This is a genomic window from Ruegeria sp. F12, from assembly GCF_056533885.1.
The window spans coordinates 224,912-246,667 of the sequence record NZ_JBQFOV010000001.1 but is presented as its reverse complement, the minus strand read 5'-3'; the positions used below and the strand labels follow the sequence as shown (position 1 = coordinate 246,667).

The following is a 21,756-nucleotide window of genomic DNA, read 5'->3' as shown; positions in this document are numbered from 1 at the left end:
CGCCCCCTTACCGTGACGTCACGCTAGGCAGGATGCATAGCAGTTCGAAAAGCAGGTTTGCCGCCGTCAGCGCCGTCGTCCCCGCAGGGTCATAGGGCGGAGACACCTCGACCAGATCGCAGCCCACCACGTTCACCCCACTCAAAGCTTGAAGCAATTGCAGAGCTTGCGGCGTGGTCAATCCGGCGATCTCAGGCGTACCGGTGCCGGGCGCAAAGGCCGGATCAAGGCTGTCGATATCATAGGTGATATAGGTCGGATGCTCTCCGATCTCATTGCGAATTTGCGCGCCGATTACCGTCAGGTTCTGCTGCCACAACTCCCACGCGGGGAATTGCTTGAAACCCCAGCCCTTGGCCTGGGTGAAATCTGACGCCGCATAGCCCGAGCCGCGAATGCCGATCTGAAAGGTCTTGTCGGGGACGATCAGGCCCTCTTCATAGGCGCGGCGGAAGACGGTGCCATGGGTTTCACGCTCGCCAAACATCTCGTCATTCACGTCGGCGTGCGCATCCACATGCACCAGCGCCACAGGCCCGTGCTTGGCCGCGATCGCCCGCAGGATTGGCAGGGTGATCGAATGATCGCCGCCCATCGCAACTGGCGTCACCCCCTGCGCCAGAATGGCGTCATAGCTTTCCTTGATGATCTTCAGGCTTTCTTCCAATGAAAACGTGTTGATCGCAAGATCGCCAATATCGGCGATCTGAAGGCTGTCAAAGGGCGCGGCAAAACTGGCCATGTTATAGGGCCGTATCATCGCACTTTCGGCGCGGATCTGTTTTGGCCCGAACCGCGTGCCCGACCGCCACGAGGTGCCGATATCCATCGGAATGCCCAGCACGGCCACATCCAGCCCCGCCAGAGACTCCGCCTGCGGCAGGCGCATGAACGTGTTCGGCCCCGAAAACCGCGCCAGATCATTGCCGCTGAGGGGTTGGTTAAACTGTGTCATGCCCGTATCTCTCCCGTCCGACCTTTTGGCTAAGGTGATACCGGAAAGATGGCTAACCAATGGTTAAGGCTGCAGTTTGTTCCATCCCAAAAGACAAATAATCTGCGTTGCCACATGGGCACCGGCGATCGCCGTCGCGCCCGAGGTATCAAAAGGCGGAGAGACCTCGACTACATCGCCGCCCTTGATGTTGATCCCGGCAATGTCACGCAAGATGATCTGCGCCTGAATAGAACTCAGACCACCCCAGACGGGTGTACCGGTGCCGGGGGCAAATGCGGGATCCAATCCGTCGATGTCGAAGCTCAAGTAAACTGGGCTATCGCCCATGATCTCTTTGATCTTTTGCGCCACGGCAGCGGGGCCGGATTCGTAGACCTCACGCGCATCGATGATGTTGACGCCCAGCGTGTCCTCGTTGGTGGTGCGGATACCCACCTGAACGGATCGCTTAGGGTCCACGATCCCCGACTTTACCGCCTTGTAAAACATCGTCCCGTGATCCACGCGGGTCATATCGTCATCGGCCCATGTGTCCGTATGCGCATCGAATTGCAGCAGCGACATGGGCCCGTATTTCTCGGCATAGGCTTTCAGGATCGGGAAACTGATATAGTGATCCCCGCCCAAAGTGACCGAGGCCACATCGGCGGCAAGAATGGTGCGGATATGATCCGTCAGCGTGTCGGGAAAGGCTGGGATATTGGCATAGTCATAGGCCATGTCGCCATAGTCTACGATGGCCAACTCGCTGAGTGCATCAAAGGGCCAGCCGTAGGGCGCGTCGGGCGACTGCAGCGCGCTGGCCTCGCGGATTGCGCGCGGGCCCAGCCTGGTGCCGGGGCGGTTCGTCACCGCCTGATCGAACGGAACGCCGGTCACGGCGATGTCCACCCCTTTCAGGTCCTTGGTGTATAGCCGCCGCAGAAACGACGTCGCTCCACCAAAGGTATTCTCGAACGACAGCCCCTTGAGGTCGGGGTTGGTGAATGCCTCATCCACCTGAGTTTTTGCGTCTTCCAGTCCCATGTCTTTCCCTTATCAGCCCAGTGGCTGTGCCTTTTCGACGATCCGCGCAAAGAAGGATGCCCCGATGGGCGCGATCTCATCGTTGAAGTTGTATTTCGGATGGTGCAGCCCGGCGCCATCACCCTGCCCCACAAACAGATAGGCACCGGGGCGCGATTGTAGCATGAATGAGAAATCCTCGGCCCCCATCATCGGCGGAACCTCGGTCAGCACGCGCTCATCCCCCGAGATATCGCGCGCCACATCGGCAGCGAATTCAGCCTTGGCGGCATCGTTGATCGTGGCGGGGTAATTGACCTCATAATCCAGCCGAGCTTCGACCCCGTAAGACTGCGCCTGACCCTGCACGATCTGCGCCATTCGATCCATCACCATCTTCTGTACACTCGGATCAAAGGTGCGCACGGTACCGTTGATATAGGCAGTATCAGGGATCACGTTGTTCACCGAACCGGTATGGATCTGAGTGACCGAGACCACCAGATCGTCCAGCGCATAGTTGTTGCGACTGACAATGGTCTGAATCGCCTGCGCAATCCCGCAGGCTGCCATCACAGGATCGCGGGTTTCATGCGGCATCGCCCCGTGGCCGCCGACACCTTGAATATGAACTTCAAACGTGTCCACCGCAGCCATGATCGGACCGGTATTGGTCTGAAACATCCCCTCGGGCACGCCCGGCGCATTATGCAGGGCGTAGACCTGAGAGATGTCGAACCGCTCCATGATGCCTTCCTCGACCATGACGCCCGCGCCGCCGCCATCCTCTTCGGCGGGTTGAAAGATCAGGGCCACGCGGCCTGAAAAATTCCGCGTCTCGGCCAGATAGCGCGCCGCGCCCAGCAGCATTGTCGTATGTCCGTCGTGACCGCAGGCGTGCATATTCCCCGGCTTGGTCGAGGCATAGTCCACCCCGGTTTCCTCAGGGATCGGCAGCGCATCCATATCAGCGCGCAGACCGATGGTAGGCCCTTCGCCCTGCCCGTTGATAATGGCGACGATGCCGGTGGTGGCGATCCCCTCGTGAATCTCGTCCACACCGAATTCACGCAGACGCTCGGCCACGAAAGCTGCCGTTTCATGGCATTCGAATTTCAGTTCAGGGATCGTATGCAGGTGCTGCCGCCACGCGGTCATATCGGCGGTATAATCGGCAATTCGGTTGACGACGGGCATCTGGGGTGGACTCCTGTTGCGGTCTGCGGAATGGATGCATCTGACACCGGAACGAAAGGGTTCGCAATGGCCGAAAATCCTCTGATCCACGATAAAGACGCAGGCATCGAACGTCTGCTGGAGATCATGCGCCGCCTGCGCGACCCGCAATCCGGCTGCCCGTGGGACATCGAACAGGATTTCGCCACCATCGCTCCCTACACGATCGAAGAAGCTTATGAGGTCGCTGATGCTATCGAACGCGAGGCTTATGACGAGCTGAAGGGAGAGTTGGGCGACCTGCTGTTCCAATCGGTCTTTCACGCACAAATGGCTGAAGAAGCTGGGCATTTCACCTTTCAGGACGTGGTCCGCACCATGTCCGACAAGATGGTTGCGCGTCACCCACATGTGTTCGGTGACGAATCCCGCGACAAGTCTGCCGAACAGCAGACGCTGGATTGGGAAACGATCAAGGCAGCGGAACGTGCAGGTAAGGAACAGAAAGGCGCGCTAGACGGTGTGGCCGCGAACCTGCCTGCCCTGCTGCGCGCGCACAAGCTGCAAAAACGCGCCGCGCGCGTGGGGTTCGACTGGCCCGACGCCAGCCATGTGTTGGCCAAGATCACCGAAGAGGCCGCCGAACTGGAAGAGGCCCGCGACAGCATGGATGCCGACGCGCTCGAAGATGAATTCGGCGATCTGCTGTTCGTGATCGTCAATCTGGGCCGTCATCTGGGAATCGAGCCTGAGGCCGCTCTGCGCCGCACCAACGCCAAGTTCACCCGCCGCTTTGAACAGGTCGAATCCCGCCTGGCCGAACGCGGTAAAACACCCAGCCAAAGCGATCTGGCCGAGATGGATGCCCTGTGGGACGAGGTGAAAACCGAGGAGCATCGCGACAATGGCAAACTCCCGCCGGTGGATGTCGCCACGGGGGTCTGAAACCGCTGGACAAGTGCTTTGACACTTGCGAGTGTCCGCTCTTCACGACCCCCGGAGACACCCATGCCGCGCAAAATCATTATCGACACCGACCCCGGTCAGGACGACGCCGTTGCCATCCTGTTGGCGCTGGCCAGCCCGGATGAAATCGACTTGCTGGGCGTAACAGCCGTCGCAGGGAACGTGCCGCTGGAGCTAACCGCCAAGAACGCGCGCATCGTCTGCGAACTGGCCGGCCACACGGACGTGCCGGTTTATGCAGGCTGTGATCGGCCGCTGAACCGCCCTTTGGTTACAGCAGAACATGTGCACGGCAAAACCGGACTGGACGGTCCCGTTCTGCCCGATCCGCAAATGCCGTTGGCCCAAGGGCACGCGGTCGATTTCATCATCGACACCCTGCGCGCGCATGAGCCGGGCACGGTGACTCTATGCCCACTGGGGCCGCTCACCAATATTGCGACGGCTTTCACCAAGGCCCCCGATATCGTTGACCGGGTACAGGAAATCGTGCTGATGGGTGGGGCGTACTTTGAGGTCGGCAACATCACTCCGGCAGCGGAATTCAATATCTATGTCGACCCTGAAGCCGCTGATATCGTGTTCAAATCCGGCGCGCACATCGTTGTCATGCCACTGGACGTGACCCATGACGCGCTGGTCACGCCACACCGCAACGACGCCTTCCGCGCGCTGGACAGCAAGGTCGGACACGCAGTGGCCGAGATGACTGATTTCTTCGAACGGTTCGACAAGGAAAAATACGGATCGGAGGGCGCACCCCTGCACGATCCCTGCGTGACCGCCTATCTGATCCGGCCTGAGCTATTCTCGGGCCGTCACATAAATGTCGAGATCGAGACCCAGTCCGAGCTGACACTGGGCATGACCGTTGCCGATTGGTGGCGCGTCACAGATCGCCCGGCAAACGCCATGTTCATGGGCAGCGTCGATGCACAAGGGTTCTTCGATCTGCTAACCGAACGGCTGGCTCGACTATGAGTGCTGCACTTAAACTCGCCCGGCCTGAGGATCTGGGCCGTCTGATGACCCTTGTCGCCGCCTTTCACGCCGAAGCGGGCATCGATCAGGACGCTGATCACCGGCGCAACGCGCTGGCACCGCTGCTGGACGGTATTCCCCATGGCTGCGTATATTTGATCGGCCCGGCGCGTGCACCGCTTGGATACGCGGTTTTGACCTTTGGGTGGTCTGTCGAGTTCGGCGGAATGGACGCCTTTATCGACGAGATTTACATCCGCCCCGCCGTGCGGGGTCGCGGCATCGCCACCGAGGTGCTGCTGGACCTGCCCAAAGCCCTTGCCAGTGCCGGGCTGACCGCCCTGCACCTTGAGGTCGACCGCACCAATGAAACCGCGCAGAACCTATATCTGCGCACCGGCTTCAAACCGCGCGATCGCTATGTATTGATGAGCAAGAAGCTCTGATAGCAGTCTTTTGTCAGCCCCCCAGCGACAGCACGTTAGCGCAACTCGCCTCTATACATATAGATCGGCGCATCCATGTCTTTGACGGGGTCGGTTGCCGAAACTGACTGCCCTGAAACCGGGTAAACACCTGGTGCCGAGCAGGCCGCCAGAAAAACAGTACTAATCACTGTTGCCGCAAGAAGGAATTTGGAACCAGTCATGGTATTCTCCTTTCGAGTAGTGACCTCAGGTTAGGGTTTGGCGGCCTCGCCCAAATAGGGAAAAGTTCACACAAAATTGCCTTTATGTTGCCACAATGTTGGCAACTACCTGCAAACGTTGGACAAAAATTTTTCGAAAAATTGAAGATTCTTTACCTAACGTAACCTGCGCGCACTTTTCAGGCGACAGCACGAGGTTTTCAACGCGCATAAAGGGTGCGGATCGGACAATCCGCATAACCGATTCCCCACGAGTTCAGGGCGAGAGACGAAAAAGCCCGGCCTTCCAGCGAAGACCGGGCCTATTTGCGTTTTTTGGTACGATCAGCGTTTGAGGATCGAAGCCCCCGCATATTCTGCGACCTCACCTAGCGATTCCTCGATGCGGATCAGCTGGTTGTATTTGGCTAGCCGGTCCGACCGCGCGAGGCTGCCGGTTTTGATCTGACCGCAATTGGTCGCAACCGCCAGATCTGCAATGGTGGCGTCCTCGGTCTCGCCCGAACGGTGCGACATCACGTTGGTGTACCGCGCGCGGTGGGCCATATCGACTGCGCGCAGCGTCTCGGTCAGCGAACCGATCTGGTTCACTTTGACCAGCATCGAGTTCGCACAGCCGCGATCGATGCCTTCGGCCAGACGTTCAGGGTTGGTCACGAACAGGTCGTCACCCACCAATTGCACCTCGTTGCCGATGGCGTCGGTCAGAGCTTTCCAGCCGTCCCAGTCATCTTCGGACATGCCGTCTTCGATCGAGATGATCGGATAATCATTGACCAGCGCCGCCAGATAGGCCGCGTTTTCCTCGGACGTCAGTGTTGTGCCCTCTCCCGCCAGCACGTATTTGCCGTCTTTGTAGTATTCGGTCGCGGCGCAATCCAACGCCAGGTGGATTTCTTCACCCGGTTTGTAGCCAGCCTTTTCGATGGATTTCAGGATGAAATCCAGCGCCTCGCGCGTGCTGGCAATGTTGGGGGCAAAGCCGCCCTCATCACCGACGCCGGTGGCCAGACCGGCCGAGGACAGCTCTTTTTTCAGTGTGTGGAACACTTCGGACCCCATGCGCACCGCCTCGCGGATATTCGCGGCCGAGGTCGGCATGATCATGAATTCCTGAATGTCGATTGGGTTGTCGGCATGTTCGCCGCCATTGATGATGTTCATCATCGGCACTGGCAGAACGCGGGCCGAGGTGCCACCCACATAGCGGTACAGAGGCTGGGTGGTAAAATCCGCCGCCGCTTTGGCTGCCGCCAAAGAGACACCCAAAATAGCGTTTGCGCCTAGACGACCTTTGTTTTCGGTCCCGTCCAGTTCGATCATCGCCTGGTCGATGGCGACCTGTTCAGTCGCGTCAAAACCCACAAGCTCCTCGGCAATCTCGCCGTTCACGGCAGCGACCGCTTCCAGCACGCCCTTACCCATGTAGCGCGCCTTGTCACCGTCACGCTTTTCCACCGCTTCATAGGCGCCGGTAGACGCGCCCGAGGGCACAGCCGCGCGGCCCATGGTGCCATCTTCCAGGATCACGTCCACCTCGACCGTCGGGTTGCCCCGGCTGTCCAGAATTTCGCGTGCGTGGATGTCGATAATCGTGCTCATGAGGCCCGTCCCTGTGGCTGCAATCCGTTGCACGCCTCATACCATCACCGGGCAAAAAGTAAACCATTCATGTTAACGCTAACACATTGCGCAGCAGGTGTTTGCGCAAACCTGCGACGATCCGTCAAGCCGCAGCCACCATGACCCGCGCCAAACGACGTTCCCGCAGGAAAGTGTAAAGACCCGATCCCAGGATCAACGAGGCCCCAGCAATGGTCATCAGATCCGGGCGTTCGCCGAACATGATCATGCCCGCCGTGATCGAAAACACCAGCCGTGTATAGCGGAACGGAGTCAGCGCCGAGGCGTCCCCCACTCGCATCGCCGTGACGATGCCGTAGTAGCCCAAAACACTAAACAGGACGGCCCCAGTCAACGGCCCCATCTGCGGGCCTGCGATCGGCACCAGCGATTGTGTTTGAACCACCATTAGCACCAATCCACCCAGGATCGCCGCGATATAGGCCTGCATCGCCACCACGGACGAGGCGATATCAGCGTCCAGTCGCCGCGTAATCAGATCGCGGGCAGCAATACAGACAACGCTGATCACCACCAACAGGGTCTCGGGCTGGAACCCGGCCAGACCGGGGCGGATGATCATCAAAACGCCCAGAAACCCGACGCAGACCGCGCTCCACCTGCGCCAGCCGACTTGTTCGCCCAGAAACAGCGCCGCGCCGACAGTGACGGCAAGCGGTAATGCCTGGAACACGGCGGCGACTGTGGACAGATCGACCAAGGCCAGCGCAGTCACAAAGGCAATCGCACCGACCCCTTCACTGCCTGCGCGGATAAGTGGCAAGGGGCGCCACGCAGCCCGATCAAAGATGCGCTTGCGCGTTACGACGGTCATCACCGCAAAGATCAGGCCGCACACCGCACCCAGCAAAATCATGATCTGACCGGTCGGCACCGAGGCCGACAGGTGCTTGATGAACATATCCTCAAGCGCAAAGGCCGCCATTGCGCCGACGACCATCAAGATGCCGTTTACGTTGTTCATGATCCGATCCGTCAAAGGAGTGCTGTTCGCCCGATCACAGAAATCGAACGCCGCTTGGTCAGGCAAGCCCTATCCGCACGGAATACATGAATTCGCGTGCGGTCACCGTTCGCGGTTCGTGATGAATCAGTCCTGTTCCAGCGGAACACCATAGAGTTCCAGCCGGTGGCCTTTCAGCTTATAGCCCAGCTTGGCCGCAATCTTTTCCTGCAAAGCCTCGATCTCGGGGTCGACGAATTCAATGACCTGCCCCGATTGCATGTCGATCAGATGGTCGTGATGGTCCCGTTCGGCATCCTCATAACGCGCGCGACCATCACCGAATTCCAGACGCTCGAGAATCCCGGCTTCTTCGAACAGCTTCACAGTGCGATAGACCGTCGCGATGGAGATCCCTGCATCGACCTTTGAAGCGCGGGCATACAGTTCTTCTACATCCGGGTGATCCTCGCTTTGTTGCAGCACCTGGGCGATGGTGCGGCGCTGACCTGTCATGCGCAGGCCCTTGGCCTCGCAACGGGCGATGATCGTGTCGGACATGAGTGACCCTCGGGGTGTATTCGGTTCTCTGTCTTAATACGTCTGCGCACTCTGCGCCACAGGGGAATTGTATCTTAGGCAACGCGCCGCAGGTCGGCCCAGATCGGCAAATGGTCCGAGGCGATATGCGCAGGTCGCGCATCGTGAACGCCATGCACCACTGCCTCAAGCCCCGCGCCCAACGCGATGCGATCCAGCGCGCCCAAAGGCTGCGCTGCGGGAAAGCTGGGAACCGGAGGCAGAAACCGCATGTCAGGCGCCAGATGGTCCAGCACCGGCTGACGTGACCATTCGTTGAAATCCCCGGCCCAGACTGTAGGCATCTGCGCCAGGACAACGTCACAGCGGCGGATATGGGTGATCTGCTGACGGCGCGATGCGGGCAGTAGGCCCAGATGCATTCCCATCACACGCAGCGGCCCGATGGGAGTGTCGAATTCAACCCGCACCGCCCCCCGAGGCTCCAGCCCCGGAAGGTCGTGATGTCCGGTCTGTCGCACTTGGATCGTGTCACCCTTCCAGATCACCGCATTTCCATGCCAACCCAGACTGCCTGCCCCGCCCAGATCGACAATCTGCCATCCGGCCTCGTCCAGCATGAAATGCGGCAGGGCTGCGGGGCGCGGTGGCAGGCGTTTGTCGGCCTCCTGCAACACCACGATATCGGCCTTCATATTGTCGATGACCTGCATGATGCGCTGCGGTTGGCGGCGGAAATCAAGCCCGACGCATTTTTGGATGTTGTAGCTGGCAATGCGAAGTGTTGGCGTGGATGTCATAGCGCTCGGGTCAAATATCTGCCCGCAACAGTGCCACGCCCTGCGCCCAGCGCAACATTAAATTTCCGCGCGTGTTGTAAGGATCGGATGTGCAAGAGGGTTTTCGCCTTGTATACCCTTTGGCATAACAGTCCAAACACCGCCAGCCCAAACCGAGGACTCCACGTGAGCACCACCTTCGCGACCCTGGTCATTGCTGATATTTCCGGCAGCACGCCTTTGTACAAGGCTGTAGGCGATGCCGAGGCACAAAGGCTGATCCAGTTGGAACTGGATCGCCTTCGGCGCGTCCTGTTTGAGCATGGTGGGGTGCAGGTCGGTCAGAAGGGGGACGATGTTCTTAGCTATTTTCAGGATGCGAATGCGGCAATCAACGCCGTTCTGACCCTGATCGAAGGATCGCCCGAAACCTCGCTGTCGGTCCATGTCGGCGTTCACTGTGGGCCGATCGTCATTGCGGAAAAGGGTGTCTATGGCGAGGCCGTGAACGTAACCGCCCGTCTTGCCTCTGTGGCCAATCCCGGCGAGGCCTGCGTCAGTGACGAGGCCGCCGCATTGCTGCACAACGGCGCGCGCCAGATGCTGACCCCGCTGGGTCAGCTCAACCTCAAGGGTTTGACCGAACAATTCGCGGCGCATTCGCTGATCAGCCCTACGGCAAATTCCTTCACCCAAACCCGCCTGCCCCAATCCTATGGCCGCACCGAAGACAATCTTGCCGCGCCCGAGCACCTGACGCTGGTGTTGCGACACGAGGGCCAAAGCTGGAGCTACCCCGACAATGGCGAGCTGACGGTTGGTCGATCGCCGGGATGCGACGTGGTGCTCAGCCAGCCTTGGGTGTCCCGTCTGCATATGGTGATCACCATGAAAGACGGCAGGCTGATCCTGTCGGATCGCAGCACATCAGGCACCTATGTCAAATCCGAAGGCGGGCGGGAAATCCAGCTTAAGCGTGAAACTGTCATGCTGGCGGATAGCGGCCTGATCTCTCCCACATTGCCCCTCGAACATTCCGAGGCCTGTTTAGAATTCGAGATCCTAGGCCGTCGTCAGGTGCCGCAAAACGTGGCGTGAACCACTTCGCCTTCTGAGGGCGGGCGCGTCAGGTCGATCGCGTCAGGCTGATCCTCATAGGGGCGCGACAGCACATCATTCAAACGGTGGAACGGGGCATAATCGCCCCGTAAGGCTGCTTGTATCATCTGCTCGACACGGTGATTGCGCGGGATGAACACCGGGTTCGCCGACATCATCGTGGCACGCGGATCGTTTTCCCGCTGCAGCCGCGCCTGCCAAGCATCGGCCCATTGATCGAAGGCTTGCGGGTCTGTGAACTGATCGCGCGCAGTATCACCGCCCAGCGCGCGGAAGGTATTTGTAAAGTCGGCCTGGTTCTGCGCCATTCGCGCCAAAAGGTCCGAAACCAGTTGCCGATCCCCGTCCTCCTCGGTCACAAGCCCGATCTTGGCCCGGAACCGCGTTAGCCAATGCTGTTCCATCAGATCGGGCATGGCGTGAACGATCTCGGTCGCTTCTTCCACAGCGGCCTCTTTGTCGTCTATCTGCTGGATCAGGGCCGTCGCCAGTTGCGCCAAATTCCACACCGCGATGCCGGGTTGGTTCGAATAGGCATAGCGCCCCATCCGGTCGATCGAGCTGTAGACCGTATTCGGATGATAGCTGTCCATGAAGGCGCAGGGGCCGTAATCAATAGTCTCACCGGCAATCGAGCAATTGTCGGTGTTCATCACCCCATGGATGAAGCCCACGCTCATCCACCCGGCAATCAGTTCAGATTGCGCCTGCGCCACGGCGCGCAACAGACCCAAAGGCCCCTCTGCCTGCGAATAGTGGCGTTGGATGGCATAGTCGGTCAGTCGGCGCAGGCTGTCCAACTGCCCCCGCGCGGCAAAGACCTGAAACGTACCCACGCGCAAATGGCTACGCGCGACGCGCGTCAGAACCGCGCCCGGCATGGGTTCTTCGCGGAAAACAACCTCGCCCGTCTCGACAGCAGCCAAGGCCCGCGTCGTGGGGATGCCCAGCGCGTGCATCGCCTCGGACACCACGTATTCGCGCAAAACAGGCCCCGACCAAGCGCGCCCATCCCCTTGACGGCTAAAGGGCGTGGGGCCAGACCCTTTCAGCTGAATGTCCCGGCGCAGACCGTCTGTTCCAACGGTCTCACCCAGCAAAACCGCACGCCCGTCCCCCAATTGGGGATTGTAGTTGCCGAACTGATGCCCCGAATAAAGCTGCGCGATGGGTTCGGCCCCCTCGGGCAGCGTATTGCCGGCAAAAGCCTCGGCCATGTCCTGCACCTCGCCTGGCGTGATCCGCAGGACCTTCGCCAGATCGGTGTTAAAGGCGATCAGTTGTGGCGCACGCACAGGCACTGGGGCCTGCCGGGCGTAGAAACTGTTGGGCAGGCGGGCGTAGCTGTTGTCAAACGGGATCGTCAGGGTCATGCGACAAAGATATTCCTCATCCACGCGAATACCATAGCGGATCACGCAATCCCGTGCATAATCGCCTCAAATACCCCGAGGGCACCATGACCGCACAAGAGATTATCGACCACCTAAACCTGCAACGCCACCCCGAAGGCGGCTGGTTCCGCGAGACATGGCGCGCCGACAATGCGGGACGCGCCACCGGCACCTGTATCTACTTCCTTCTGGCCGAAGGGGAGCGCAGCCACTGGCACCGCGTCGATGCGACTGAGATCTGGCTGTACCACGCGGGCGATCCGCTAATCCTGTCGCTCAGCGCCTCGGATGACGGCCCGGCGACCGAGCACCTCTTGTCCCCCGACCTGACACAAGGCGCGCCGCAACTGATCGTCCCCAAGAGTCATTGGCAGGCCGCGCGCAGCACCGGCGCCTATACGCTAGTCAGCTGCACGGTTTCCCCGGGATTCGAGTTCGACGGGTTTGAGCTGGCCGCGCCCGGTTTCGACATCCCCAAGGGCTAAGCCATGGATCACCGCGCCCTCATCGCGTCGATCCCGCCCGAGGCGAAAGACAAACTGCAAGAGCGGTCCAACACGGCCGGGCTGCGGCATCTGGCGCTGTATCTACTGGCGTTGTCTGTCACCAGTATCGGCATCATTGCGCAGGTGCCTTTATGGCCTTTGCTGATCCTGCCTCAGGGTATCCTGCTGGTGTTCCTGTTCACCCTCAGCCATGAATGCACGCACAAGACGCCGTTCAAATCCCCTTGGCTGAATGAGGTCGTGGGCCATCTGGTGGCGATTCCGATTGCCCTGCCCTTTGTCTGGTTTCGGTATTTTCACCTGGCCCATCACAAATGGACCAACCACCCCGAGAATGATCCCGAACTGGGCGGCAAACCCAAGCCCGACAATTGGTCCAGCCTGCTGATTTACCTCAGCGGCTGGCCCTATTGGCGTGCCATGGCGCAGGTTCTGGTGCAAAATGCCTGCGGTCGGATCCACGCGCCCTATCTACCGGCGCGTCAGCACAAAGCCATGCGGCTGGAGGCGCGGGTGCTACTGGGCCTCTACGCCCTAGCGCTTGTCAGCCTGTTTATATCACCCGTGCTGTGGTGGCTGTGGCTGCTCCCCGTTCTGGTCGGCCAGCCCTTTCTAAGGCTGTACCTTCTGGCCGAACACGGACTCTGCCCGCCGGTCGCAAATATGCTCGAGAATTCCCGCACCACCTTCACCAACCGCCTGATCCGCTTTCTGGCCTGGAACATGCCCTACCACGCCGAGCACCACGCTTTTCCGAATGTCCCCTTCCATCAGCTTCCGGCGTTGCACGAATGGACCAGAGCGCATTTGAAATCGACGTCAGACGGGTATTCTAACTTTACAAGCGCGTACATCCGCAAAGTAAGGAGCTAACAACACCGGCGGTTGCTCTGGATGGCTAGCAACCAGACGTCATCAAACAGCTTGTGACCAGAATATTAGGCCAGTGCGATTTCGTTTTCGATGCCAGCCGCACCTTCCGCAAGGACATAACCAAGATCCTCTAGGGACGCGACTGACCAATCTGACAAATAGTTGGTGGCATCATACGAGCCATCATCTGCCACATACCCGATATACCCGGTCATCAGCTCATCCTGATACTCTTCTTCGTCCCAGTGTCCTCCTGCTGTGCCCGACCCACCGTCAGTCTCTACAAACAAGAAATCGTCTTCAGTGAAGTAGCCGACATAAGCTGAGTTCGCTGCATCACCGGTATAAACGCTGGTCACTATGTCATCAGTCGGCCGTCTGGTGCCATTGTCGTCCACCACAGTCGATACCAGACCGTAGTAGTCCCAAAGCGTACCAAGACCCATGACATGCATCATTTCATGCAGAACAATATCATCGAATTGCCCGGCATCATGATACGCCAGAGCGTCCGCTTCGTCGAACGTCATTTCTCCCAAAGCTGGCAAACCAGTATCAGAGCGTATTGCGGTCGGACCCGCCTGCCCCAGCACGCCGCCTTCTCCGTCTATTGCATCCAAATCCGCCATGATGACGAGGTCGTCGTAGAGGTTCCCTTCTCCATCGACAGCGTCTTCGATATCGCCATCAACAAGCGAAGCCAAATAGTCTGCGGACGCAATGAACACTGACTTCAGATCTTCAGGCCAGTCACCTACAAACCGGACTTCAATATTGTATTGAAGGCTGTCGTCGATTCCGTCGCCTTGACCGGTGATGTACGTGTCCGTGACAACCTCTGTTTCGGTTTCACCCCCGCCGCCTATGCCTGCTGGCGGCCCTTTGCTGCCCCTGGCGGCCGCTGACTCATCGATCATCAGCAGATCACCGCTCAAAGTTCCGATGGATTGTTTGTTATTTTCGGATTCATGCAGACGCGAAGCTCCCGCGCCTGATGACTTCACGTAGTCAAGGAAATTTCCACTGTTTTCAGATGGCATACCCTTCTCCCTCGAGCCTAGTCGAATACCGCCACCCAGTTTATTTTCGAGGATCTAATCCAAACAAAAGAAAATGACTAAAATGTGACTTGACGCGAATTTAGCGCACTCATTTCACAACAATAGACCAATAAATCTAGGCTTTGTTTGCATAAAGCACACTAGATGATAGTTATTGGTGTGACACATAGAGTGACCTAAAAACGCTTAATCGAGTCCTCAATACGCTCGACACTACTCACTACGCCTCCTCCCACAAGCGCGCTGACGCCTGTGGTTCCGGGGCATGAGGTCGGCAGGCCCCGCGCCACACGGACGGCGAGGTAGGCGAAGGCTTGGGCTTCCAGCATGTCCCCGTCCAGACCCACGGCCTCGACCGGCTCGACTGCGCAATCGAGGCCCGCGCGCAGCATGTCCATCAGCACCGGGTTGCGGCGGCCTCCACCCGTGACCAGCACGCGCGCGGGGGGTTTGGGGCAATGCTCCATCCCCTGCATCACGCCTGCGGCGCACATGCCGGTCAGGGTCGCCACGGCGTCGGCGTCCGATAGTTCCTGCACCAGACGGATCATCTCGGCAAAGTCGTTCCGGTCCAGCGATTTGGGGGGCATCTTGCGAAAGAACGGCTCGGACAGGAACAGCTCCAGCGCGCCTGCCTCGACCGACCCTTGGCGGGCCAGCGCGCCGTCCCGGTCCATCGGCAGGCCCAGCCGCGCCTGCATCAGGTCATCCACGGGCGCATTGGCCGGGCCGGTGTCAAAGGCCAGCAACGCACCGGGAGCCTCGGGGCCGTCAAAGCTGGGGTCCACATAGGTCAGGTTCCCCACTCCGCCCAAGTTCAGGAAGCACAGAGGTTCGGTCGCGCCGATCCACTTGGCGCAGGCAAAATGGAAGAACGGCGCCAGCGGAGCACCCTCTCCCCCCATCGCCACGTCGTCACTGCGGAAATCCCACACGACCGGAACACCCAGCGCCTGGGTCAGACCGTCGCCGTCGCCCACTTGCAACGTCCCACGCCCGCGCGGCTCATGCGCCAGGGTCTGACCGTGAAAGCCGATCAGGTCGATCTCGTCGAACTCGGACAGCGCCTCGGCATGGGCAACCGTCACCAGCTCGGCAGCGGCATCGACGTCGGGCCCGTGCCACTGGCCCAGCGCGGCCCGTAAAACGGCGCGCTCGGCATCTGAATAGGCCCGGTATCCGCTGGGACCAAAGCCCAGAATGCGCACACCATCGGTTTCGACCACAGCCGTATCAACACCGTCCAGAGACGTGCCCGACATGGCGCCCAATGCCCTGACTGCGCCTGTTTTGCTGATCGCCCGACCCATGTTTGCCCTCGTGTTCGTCACGCCCGTTGATCCGGCGCTTTGGCCTCAGCCTGCACGGTAACGCGAAGACAGTGCAAGCCACATCGGGCCCGGCCCGCGCTTTTCGTGCAAAAGGTGCCTTTTCCTTGCCACCCCCACCGCCTATACACTGCCCCGCAACATAAACCCAAAGGGCACGGATATGACCTACCACCCCAAATCGGATTTCATCGCCACGATGATCGAGCGCGGCTTTCTCGCCGACTGCACCGATTATCAGGGCCTTGACGAAGCGCTGATCAGTGGGGTGCAAACAGCCTATATCGGTTATGACGCCACCGCGCAGTCGCTGCATGTGGGCCACCTGATGAACATCATGGTGCTACGCTGGCTGCAAAAGACCGGCCACAAGCCGATCACTCTGATGGGCGGCGGTACGACCAAGGTGGGCGACCCCTCGTTCCGGTCGGATGAACGCCCCCTGCTGGGGCCCGAACAGATCGACGCCAACATCGCAGGGATGCAGAAGGTCTTCGCCAAGTACCTGTCGTATGATGACAGCGAGACCGGCGCGCTGATGCTGAACAATGCGGAATGGCTGGACAGCCTGAACTACCTCGATTTCCTGCGCGATATCGGGCGGCACTTCTCGGTCAATCGGATGCTGTCGTTCGAGTCCGTAAAATCGCGGCTGGACCGCGAACAATCGCTGAGCTTTCTCGAATTCAACTACATGATCCTGCAGGCCTATGACTTCCTTGAGCTGAACCGCCGCTATAGCTGCGTTCTGCAGATGGGCGGTTCGGACCAATGGGGCAACATCGTCAACGGTATCGACCTAACCCGCCGCGTATTGGATCACGAGATATACGGCCTGACCACACCGCTGCTGACCACCAGCGACGGCCGCAAGATGGGCAAGTCGCAGGGCGGTGCGGTTTGGCTGAACGGTGACATGCTGTCAGCCTATGAGTTCTGGCAGTTCTGGCGCAACACCACCGATGCGGATGTTGGCCGGTTCCTGAAGATCTTCACCGAACTTCCGGTGGATGAATGCGACCGTCTGGCCGCGTTGCAAGGATCTGAGATCAACGAGGCCAAAATCCGCCTCGCCAACGAAGTCACTGCTCTGCTGCACGGGGCCGATGCCGCCGCAACCGCCGCGGCGACCGCCCGCGAAGTGTTTGAAAAAGGCGGCGTGGGCGATGATCTTCCAACGCTGACGCTGCGCGCAGATGATCTACCTACTTCGATCGTGCAGTTGATCGTGAAATCAGGCCTGGCCAAAACCGGCAAAGAGGCCAAGCGCCTGATCGCCGAAAACGGAGCCAAACTGGATGACGCGCCGCTGACTAACGCAGGGTTGATGATCGACGCCGGTGCGCTGTCGTCTCCTATCAAACTGAGCGCGGGTAAAAAGCGCCACGCGCTGGTGCAACTGGGCTAAGCTCAGTTCTACGCTAAGAAAAACGGCCACCCAAATGGGTGGCCGTCGTCGTTTCAGGTTTGGCCTGTCTCAGCGGTTCCCACGGTTGCCATTGTTCCCGCCGTTACCGTTTCCGCCGCCACCGTTGCCCGAGCCGCCGCCCTGACCATTGTTGCCGCCGCCATTACCGGTGCCTGGGCCGGACCCGCCAGTGTTGCCGCCACCGTTACCGGGGTTGCCGTTGTTGCCGTTACCGTTTCCGGGGCCGCCATTGTTCCCACCGTTGCCATTGCCGCCGCCGTTGCCACCGCCATTGTTGCCGCCGCCGCCGTTGCCTGAGCCGCCGCCATTACCGGTGCCGGGACCGGAGCCGCCATTGTTGCCACCGCCGTTACCAGGGTTGCCACCATTGCCGTTCCCGTTTCCGGGGCCGCCATTGTTCCCACCGTTGCCGTTTCCGCCACCGTTGGCACCGCCATTATTTCCGCCGTTGCCATTGCCGCCGCCGTTGCCACCGCCATTATTTCCGCCGTTACCACCGCCGCCATTGCCGGGTCCACCACCATTGCCGGGGCCACCGCCACCATCACCTGGTCCGTCGCCGCCACCACCATCACCCGGCCCATCTCCGCCGTCACCAGGCCCGTCACCGGGGCCACCATCACCGGGCCCATCGCCGCCGCCACCGTCACCCGGCCCATCACCAGGGTTTCCGCCACCGCCCGGACCGCCGACACCCGGCCCTGCATCGGCCGACTGCTCGTTGTCACGATCTTCCCCAAGCGGAGCGTTGGATCCGATCGAGGCAGTCGGCACATCTGTTAGCAAACCTGCAAGCCCCGGACATTGTTCGCCCGTTACCTGCAAAGTGGTCAGAAAATCACTCTGTTTTTGCAACCGCTCCAAAAAGCTGGGCGTCACTTGCGCACAGTCGCACAAGGCCGCGTAGTCCCCGCTTTTGGTCACATCGCGCGCGGTTTTCCAATTGCACACTTCAGGCGCGGCCGAGGCTTCACCCACAAACATCACACTCGCCAAGGGGACAACTAAAAGCCCTCCGGCCGCACCTTTCAAAACATTACGCATCACAGCACCTCCATTCACCAAACACGCGAATTGCAAAGTTTCTTCGGTCACGAAGTGGCGATTGGACGTGATCCCCACATGAGCCAAACATGAAGACGCCTTTATATTTGCTCGTGGCACTGCCCCTTCCCTGCAACCAGTCACTGGACAGACAGGGTGGCGACACGTTATTGAACAGGTGTTCATATTTTGCAAAGGAGCCCGCAATGCACCTGTCCAACACAGCCGCACTCATCACCGGCGGAGCGTCGGGTCTGGGCGAGGCAACCGCGCGCCACTTCGCTGATCAGGGTGCGCAGGTCACGATTCTGGACCGCGATGCCGACCGAGGCCCAAATGTCGCCAACGAAATCGGTGGTCACTTTGTCCAGACCGATGTGACCAACGAGGCATCGGTGACCGAAGCCGTTGCATTTGCGACAAGTAAAATGGGGCGTGTCACGGTAGCTGTGAATTGCGCAGGCATCGCCTTGGGCATCAAGACCGTTGGACGCGACGGCCCGCACCCTCTGGACGCGTTTCAGCGGACCATCGACATCAATCTTGTCGGCTCGTTCAACGTCTCGCGCCTTGCAGCGGCTGAGATGGCCAAGAATGACCCCGACCCCGATGGAGCACGCGGCGTGATCATCAACACCGCCTCTATCGCGGCGTTCGACGGGCAAAAGGGGCAGACGGCCTATGCGGCCTCAAAAGGTGGGATCGTGGGAATGACCCTTCCCATGGCGCGTGACCTGGCCTCGACCGGTATCCGCGTGATGGCGATTGCACCGGGCATCTTCATGACGCCGATGCTGGCCGGACTGCCGGAAGAGGTGCAACAACAACTCGCCGCGGACGTGCCTAACCCTGCCCGCCTTGGCGACCCGCACGAATACGGGCGGCTGGCCGGGTTCATCGTGGAAATGGGCTATCTGAACGGAGAGGTCATCCGCATCGACGGTGCGCTCAGGATGCGGTAGGCCTGCGCCATGACAGAGCGCGAGAAAATGGAGGCCGGGCAGTGGTATTGCTGCCTGGACCCGGAACTGAACGCCTTGCGCGATCAGGCCAGACGCGCTGTTCATGCCCATAACACCAGCCCGCCGGACCGGCGCACCGACATGGCGCCGGAACTCCGCGCCCTCTTGGGTCATGTGGGCGCAGACTGTTTGCTAGAAGCACCGTTTCACTGTGCCTATGGGATGAACATTTATCTGGGTGACAGAGTGTATTTCAACGCCGGTTGCGTCGTTCTGGATACGGCCCCGGTCCGGATCGGCGACGATACGATGTTCGGGCCCCATGTTCAGATTTATTGCGCCCAACATGCCAAAGATCCGGCAGATCGCGCGCAGGGGCTGGAGGTTGGTTTGCCTGTCACAATCGGCAAACATGTCTGGGTCGGTGGCGGAGCAATCCTGTTGCCCGGTATCACCATCGGCGACAATGCCACCATCGGCGCGGGCAGCGTAGTCACAAAGGATGTCGTCGCCGGGCAGACCGTGGTTGGAAACCCAGCCCGCGTACTGCCAGCCTAAGCGCCCTCGGCCTTTTCTTCCAGCATCAGCCATTCCTCTTCAGCAGCGGCGAGTTTTTCCTGCCGCTCGACCAAAGCCTCGGTCGCTTTCTGGAATTTCACCGGCTCGCGGGTAAACAGCTCGGGGTCGGACATCAGCTCTTCCAGCTTGCCGATCTCGGCCTCAAGCCGTTCCATCTCGGCAGGCAGTTTTTCAAGGCGATGTTTTTCCGAGAAGGACAGACCCGCCTTCGGCTGCGCCTCTTGCTTGACCTTCGGCTTGGAAGGTTTTGATTTCTCTTCCTTCTTAGGCAGGAGATCGCCGCGCTGAGCTATGTAATCCGACCAACCACCCGCATAGACAGTGGCGCGGCCATTGCCTTCCATCGCGATGGTCGTAGTAGCGACACGGTCCAGAAAATCGCGGTCGTGGCTGACCAGCAGGACGGTGCCGTCATAATCGTCCAACAGCTCTTGCAGCAGGTCTAGCGTTTCCACGTCAAGATCATTGGTCGGTTCGTCCAACACCAGCAAGTTGGACGTCTTGGCCATCAACTTGGCCAACAACAGCCGCGCTTTCTCACCGCCCGAGAGGGATTTGACCGCAGCCCGCGCCTGCCGTTCATCGAACAGGAATTCCTTGAGGTAGCCGACCACATGTTTGGGCTGTCCGCCCACCATGACTTGATCGGCCTTGCCCGAAACCCGCATTTCGGGATCGCCGGTCAGGCTGTCCCACAGGGTCATCTCGGGGTCTAACTGGGCACGGGTCTGGTCGAAGACCGCAACCTCAAGATTGGTGCCCAGCGTGACTGCGCCCTCATCCGGGGTTTCCTGACCTAGCAGCATTTTCAGTAGCGTCGTCTTGCCCACACCGTTGGGGCCAACAAAGGCCACACGATCACCGCGCTGCACCAGCAGGTCAAAATTCCGCACGATGGGTATTGAATCAAAAGCCTTGGCCAACCCTTTGGCTTCGATCACCTTGCGCCCCGATTTAGGCCCTGCCTCCAACGTCATGGCCGCCGAGCCCTGACGTTTGATCTGCGCTGCCTTCTCAGCCCGCAACGCCTGCAAGGCGCGCACTCGGCCCTGATTGCGTTTGCGGCGAGCGCTGATGCCTTCAACGGCCCATTTCGCCTCGGATTTGATCAGGCGGTTCAGCTTGTGGCGCTGCTGATCCTCTTCTTCCCAGATCTTGTCGCGCCATGCCTCGAACGCATCAAACCCCTGTTCCTGCCGCCGCACCGCACCCCGGTCGATCCAAAGGGTCGCACGGGTCAAAGCGCGCAGAAAAGCGCGGTCGTGCGAGATCAGGACATAAGCCGCGCGGGTCGAGCCCAGCTCACGTTCCAGCCAAGCAATCGCTTCGATGTCCAGATGGTTGGTCGGTTCGTCCAGCAGCATCAGGTCTGGCGCTTCGGCCATCAGTTTTGCCAATGCCGCGCGGCGACGCTCCCCGCCCGAGGCCGTTTCGACCAGGCGCGCTGGATCGAACTTCAGCCCCTCGCCTGCGCGCTCGACTTTGTACAGTTCGCCCGGCTCTAGCCCGCTGGAGGCATAGTCGCCCAGTGTGGCAAAGCCCTCCATGCCCGGGTCTTGCTCCATATAACCGACCGACTTGCCCGGAGGCACCACGATGTCGCCCTGATCGGCCTCAACCAGTCCGGCCATCACTTTCATCAGGGTCGATTTGCCGGACCCGTTGCGCCCCACCAGCGCCACGCGGTCGCCGGGTTGAACCACCAGATCAAGCTCGGAAAACACCGGATCGCGCCCGAAGGTCAGGGAAATGCCGGACATCTGCAACAAAGGAATTCTCGCCATGCCCGCCAGCTAAACCGGCAGGGTCGGCGCGTCAAC

Annotated in this window: 22 protein-coding genes; 9 read left to right on the top strand and 13 right to left on the bottom strand. The window is 60.0% G+C overall.

The genetic code is table 11. The features are described 5' to 3' along the window. Window positions 1–7 precede the first annotated feature (7 nt). The 3 genes from speB (ACR0CA_RS01270) to ACR0CA_RS01260 form a co-directional block, all read right to left on the bottom strand. Window positions 8–955, bottom strand: a complete 948-nt coding sequence (speB, locus tag ACR0CA_RS01270) for an agmatinase (RefSeq protein WP_480897225.1) — start codon at window positions 953–955, stop codon at window positions 8–10. A gap of 63 nt (window positions 956–1,018) precedes the next feature. Then, a complete protein-coding gene (gene speB, locus ACR0CA_RS01265; protein ID WP_170774449.1) occupies window positions 1,019–1,984 on the bottom strand; it encodes an agmatinase in 966 nt (321 codons plus the stop codon). A 12-nt stretch (window positions 1,985–1,996) separates the two neighbouring features. Further along, complete coding sequence (locus tag ACR0CA_RS01260) at window positions 1,997–3,160, bottom strand: M20 aminoacylase family protein (protein ID WP_480857335.1); 1,164 nt, start codon at window positions 3,158–3,160, stop codon at window positions 1,997–1,999. A 66-nt stretch (window positions 3,161–3,226) separates the two neighbouring features. Between ACR0CA_RS01260 and mazG the strand changes: the two genes are divergently transcribed. The 3 genes from mazG to ACR0CA_RS01245 all read left to right on the top strand — a co-directional run bounded on the left by mazG (window position 3,227) and on the right by ACR0CA_RS01245 (window position 5,532). Further along, on the top strand, window positions 3,227–4,084 hold the full coding sequence (mazG, locus tag ACR0CA_RS01255; protein ID WP_480897224.1) for a nucleoside triphosphate pyrophosphohydrolase: 858 nt from the start codon (window positions 3,227–3,229) through the stop codon (window positions 4,082–4,084). 63 nt (window positions 4,085–4,147) lie between these two features. Next, window positions 4,148–5,086: a nucleoside hydrolase gene (locus ACR0CA_RS01250; RefSeq protein ID WP_170774454.1), complete on the top strand. Its 939-nt coding sequence runs from the start codon at window positions 4,148–4,150 to the stop codon at window positions 5,084–5,086. Then, a complete protein-coding gene (locus ACR0CA_RS01245) occupies window positions 5,083–5,532 on the top strand; it encodes a GNAT family N-acetyltransferase (RefSeq protein ID WP_170782541.1) in 450 nt (149 codons plus the stop codon). Before ACR0CA_RS01250 ends, ACR0CA_RS01245 begins: the two co-directional genes overlap by 4 nt. Window positions 5,533–5,567: 35 nt before the next feature. On the opposite strand, the gene ACR0CA_RS01240 is transcribed toward ACR0CA_RS01245, so the two are convergent. The 5 genes from ACR0CA_RS01240 to ACR0CA_RS01220 all read right to left on the bottom strand — a co-directional run bounded on the left by ACR0CA_RS01240 (window position 5,568) and on the right by ACR0CA_RS01220 (window position 9,662). Then, window positions 5,568–5,735: a hypothetical protein gene (locus tag ACR0CA_RS01240; RefSeq protein WP_170782542.1), complete on the bottom strand. Its 168-nt coding sequence runs from the start codon at window positions 5,733–5,735 to the stop codon at window positions 5,568–5,570. 324 nt (window positions 5,736–6,059) lie between these two features. Further along, window positions 6,060–7,337, bottom strand: coding sequence for a phosphopyruvate hydratase (gene eno, locus ACR0CA_RS01235; RefSeq protein WP_170774461.1), 1,278 nt, complete (start codon window positions 7,335–7,337; stop codon window positions 6,060–6,062). Window positions 7,338–7,461: 124 nt separating this feature from the next. Continuing rightward, window positions 7,462–8,343 (bottom strand): DMT family transporter, encoded by an 882-nt coding sequence (locus ACR0CA_RS01230; RefSeq protein ID WP_480897222.1) that lies wholly within the window; start codon window positions 8,341–8,343, stop codon window positions 7,462–7,464. A 126-nt stretch (window positions 8,344–8,469) separates the two neighbouring features. Beyond that, the gene (locus ACR0CA_RS01225; protein WP_480502502.1) at window positions 8,470–8,883 is read right to left on the bottom strand and encodes a Fur family transcriptional regulator; all 414 of its coding nucleotides are present in this window, start codon (window positions 8,881–8,883) and stop codon (window positions 8,470–8,472) included. Window positions 8,884–8,957: 74 nt separating this feature from the next. Beyond that, window positions 8,958–9,662, bottom strand: a complete 705-nt coding sequence (locus tag ACR0CA_RS01220; RefSeq protein WP_480897221.1) for an endonuclease/exonuclease/phosphatase family protein — start codon at window positions 9,660–9,662, stop codon at window positions 8,958–8,960. 165 nt (window positions 9,663–9,827) lie between these two features. Here ACR0CA_RS01220 and ACR0CA_RS01215 point away from each other — a divergent pair, with 165 nt between their 5' ends. After that, the gene (locus ACR0CA_RS01215; protein ID WP_480897220.1) at window positions 9,828–10,739 is read left to right on the top strand and encodes an adenylate/guanylate cyclase domain-containing protein; all 912 of its coding nucleotides are present in this window, start codon (window positions 9,828–9,830) and stop codon (window positions 10,737–10,739) included. On the opposite strand, the gene ACR0CA_RS01210 is transcribed toward ACR0CA_RS01215, so the two are convergent. Then, on the bottom strand, window positions 10,715–12,133 hold the full coding sequence (locus ACR0CA_RS01210; RefSeq protein WP_480897219.1) for a protein adenylyltransferase SelO: 1,419 nt from the start codon (window positions 12,131–12,133) through the stop codon (window positions 10,715–10,717). The genes ACR0CA_RS01215 and ACR0CA_RS01210 overlap by 25 nt on opposite strands. Before the next feature lie 86 nt (window positions 12,134–12,219). Here ACR0CA_RS01210 and ACR0CA_RS01205 point away from each other — a divergent pair, with 86 nt between their 5' ends. Both ACR0CA_RS01205 and ACR0CA_RS01200 read left to right on the top strand, forming a co-directional pair. Next, window positions 12,220–12,639: a cupin domain-containing protein gene (locus ACR0CA_RS01205; protein WP_480897366.1), complete on the top strand. Its 420-nt coding sequence runs from the start codon at window positions 12,220–12,222 to the stop codon at window positions 12,637–12,639. A gap of 3 nt (window positions 12,640–12,642) precedes the next feature. Then, the gene (locus tag ACR0CA_RS01200) at window positions 12,643–13,533 is read left to right on the top strand and encodes a fatty acid desaturase (protein WP_480548246.1); all 891 of its coding nucleotides are present in this window, start codon (window positions 12,643–12,645) and stop codon (window positions 13,531–13,533) included. 65 nt (window positions 13,534–13,598) lie between these two features. Here ACR0CA_RS01200 and ACR0CA_RS01195 read toward each other — a convergent pair whose 3' ends face one another. Together ACR0CA_RS01195 and ACR0CA_RS01190 are read right to left on the bottom strand one after the other, a co-directional pair. Continuing rightward, a complete protein-coding gene (locus ACR0CA_RS01195) occupies window positions 13,599–14,573 on the bottom strand; it encodes a leishmanolysin-related zinc metalloendopeptidase (RefSeq protein ID WP_170752718.1) in 975 nt (324 codons plus the stop codon). Between the two features lie 197 nt (window positions 14,574–14,770). Then, window positions 14,771–15,904 (bottom strand): anhydro-N-acetylmuramic acid kinase, encoded by a 1,134-nt coding sequence (locus ACR0CA_RS01190; RefSeq protein WP_480549080.1) that lies wholly within the window; start codon window positions 15,902–15,904, stop codon window positions 14,771–14,773. Window positions 15,905–16,085: 181 nt separating this feature from the next. Between ACR0CA_RS01190 and tyrS the strand changes: the two genes are divergently transcribed. Further along, window positions 16,086–17,330 (top strand): tyrosine--tRNA ligase, encoded by a 1,245-nt coding sequence (gene tyrS, locus ACR0CA_RS01185; protein ID WP_480897217.1) that lies wholly within the window; start codon window positions 16,086–16,088, stop codon window positions 17,328–17,330. A gap of 69 nt (window positions 17,331–17,399) precedes the next feature. Here the strand turns inward: tyrS and ACR0CA_RS01180 are convergent, their stop codons facing one another. Next, a complete protein-coding gene (locus tag ACR0CA_RS01180) occupies window positions 17,400–18,395 on the bottom strand; it encodes a hypothetical protein (RefSeq protein ID WP_480897216.1) in 996 nt (331 codons plus the stop codon). Window positions 18,396–18,601: 206 nt separating this feature from the next. Between ACR0CA_RS01180 and ACR0CA_RS01175 the strand changes: the two genes are divergently transcribed. Beyond that, window positions 18,602–19,357 (top strand): 3-hydroxyacyl-CoA dehydrogenase, encoded by a 756-nt coding sequence (locus ACR0CA_RS01175; RefSeq protein WP_480897215.1) that lies wholly within the window; start codon window positions 18,602–18,604, stop codon window positions 19,355–19,357. Window positions 19,358–19,366: 9 nt separating this feature from the next. Further along, on the top strand, window positions 19,367–19,915 hold the full coding sequence (locus tag ACR0CA_RS01170; RefSeq protein ID WP_480897214.1) for a sugar O-acetyltransferase: 549 nt from the start codon (window positions 19,367–19,369) through the stop codon (window positions 19,913–19,915). Here ACR0CA_RS01170 and ACR0CA_RS01165 read toward each other — a convergent pair. After that, on the bottom strand, window positions 19,912–21,720 hold the full coding sequence (locus ACR0CA_RS01165; protein WP_480897213.1) for an ABC-F family ATP-binding cassette domain-containing protein: 1,809 nt from the start codon (window positions 21,718–21,720) through the stop codon (window positions 19,912–19,914). The genes ACR0CA_RS01170 and ACR0CA_RS01165 overlap by 4 nt on opposite strands. Between the last annotated feature and the right edge of the window lie 36 nt (window positions 21,721–21,756).

What these genes read in the sequence shown, in the direction of transcription:
- ACR0CA_RS01250 (WP_170774454.1), top strand. Translation starts at nt 4,148, where the DNA reads ATGCCGCGCAAAATCATTATCGACACCGACCCCGGTCAGGACGACGCC.
- ACR0CA_RS01220 (WP_480897221.1), bottom strand. Translation starts at nt 9,662, where the DNA reads ATGACATCCACGCCAACACTTCGCATTGCCAGCTACAACATCCAAAAA.
- ACR0CA_RS01175 (WP_480897215.1), top strand. Translation starts at nt 18,602, where the DNA reads ATGCACCTGTCCAACACAGCCGCACTCATCACCGGCGGAGCGTCGGGT.
- speB (WP_170774449.1), bottom strand. Translation starts at nt 1,984, where the DNA reads ATGGGACTGGAAGACGCAAAAACTCAGGTGGATGAGGCATTCACCAAC.
- ACR0CA_RS01260 (WP_480857335.1), bottom strand. Translation starts at nt 3,160, where the DNA reads ATGCCCGTCGTCAACCGAATTGCCGATTATACCGCCGATATGACCGCG.
- mazG (WP_480897224.1), top strand. Translation starts at nt 3,227, where the DNA reads ATGGCCGAAAATCCTCTGATCCACGATAAAGACGCAGGCATCGAACGT.
- ACR0CA_RS01165 (WP_480897213.1), bottom strand. Translation starts at nt 21,720, where the DNA reads ATGGCGAGAATTCCTTTGTTGCAGATGTCCGGCATTTCCCTGACCTTC.
- ACR0CA_RS01230 (WP_480897222.1), bottom strand. Translation starts at nt 8,343, where the DNA reads ATGAACAACGTAAACGGCATCTTGATGGTCGTCGGCGCAATGGCGGCC.
- eno (WP_170774461.1), bottom strand. Translation starts at nt 7,337, where the DNA reads ATGAGCACGATTATCGACATCCACGCACGCGAAATTCTGGACAGCCGG.
- ACR0CA_RS01240 (WP_170782542.1), bottom strand. Translation starts at nt 5,735, where the DNA reads ATGACTGGTTCCAAATTCCTTCTTGCGGCAACAGTGATTAGTACTGTT.
- ACR0CA_RS01245 (WP_170782541.1), top strand. Translation starts at nt 5,083, where the DNA reads ATGAGTGCTGCACTTAAACTCGCCCGGCCTGAGGATCTGGGCCGTCTG.
- tyrS (WP_480897217.1), top strand. Translation starts at nt 16,086, where the DNA reads ATGACCTACCACCCCAAATCGGATTTCATCGCCACGATGATCGAGCGC.
- ACR0CA_RS01170 (WP_480897214.1), top strand. Translation starts at nt 19,367, where the DNA reads ATGACAGAGCGCGAGAAAATGGAGGCCGGGCAGTGGTATTGCTGCCTG.
- ACR0CA_RS01200 (WP_480548246.1), top strand. Translation starts at nt 12,643, where the DNA reads ATGGATCACCGCGCCCTCATCGCGTCGATCCCGCCCGAGGCGAAAGAC.
- ACR0CA_RS01180 (WP_480897216.1), bottom strand. Translation starts at nt 18,395, where the DNA reads ATGCGTAATGTTTTGAAAGGTGCGGCCGGAGGGCTTTTAGTTGTCCCC.
- ACR0CA_RS01210 (WP_480897219.1), bottom strand. Translation starts at nt 12,133, where the DNA reads ATGACCCTGACGATCCCGTTTGACAACAGCTACGCCCGCCTGCCCAAC.
- speB (WP_480897225.1), bottom strand. Translation starts at nt 955, where the DNA reads ATGACACAGTTTAACCAACCCCTCAGCGGCAATGATCTGGCGCGGTTT.
- ACR0CA_RS01225 (WP_480502502.1), bottom strand. Translation starts at nt 8,883, where the DNA reads ATGTCCGACACGATCATCGCCCGTTGCGAGGCCAAGGGCCTGCGCATG.
- ACR0CA_RS01205 (WP_480897366.1), top strand. Translation starts at nt 12,220, where the DNA reads ATGACCGCACAAGAGATTATCGACCACCTAAACCTGCAACGCCACCCC.
- ACR0CA_RS01195 (WP_170752718.1), bottom strand. Translation starts at nt 14,573, where the DNA reads ATGCCATCTGAAAACAGTGGAAATTTCCTTGACTACGTGAAGTCATCA.
- ACR0CA_RS01190 (WP_480549080.1), bottom strand. Translation starts at nt 15,904, where the DNA reads ATGGGTCGGGCGATCAGCAAAACAGGCGCAGTCAGGGCATTGGGCGCC.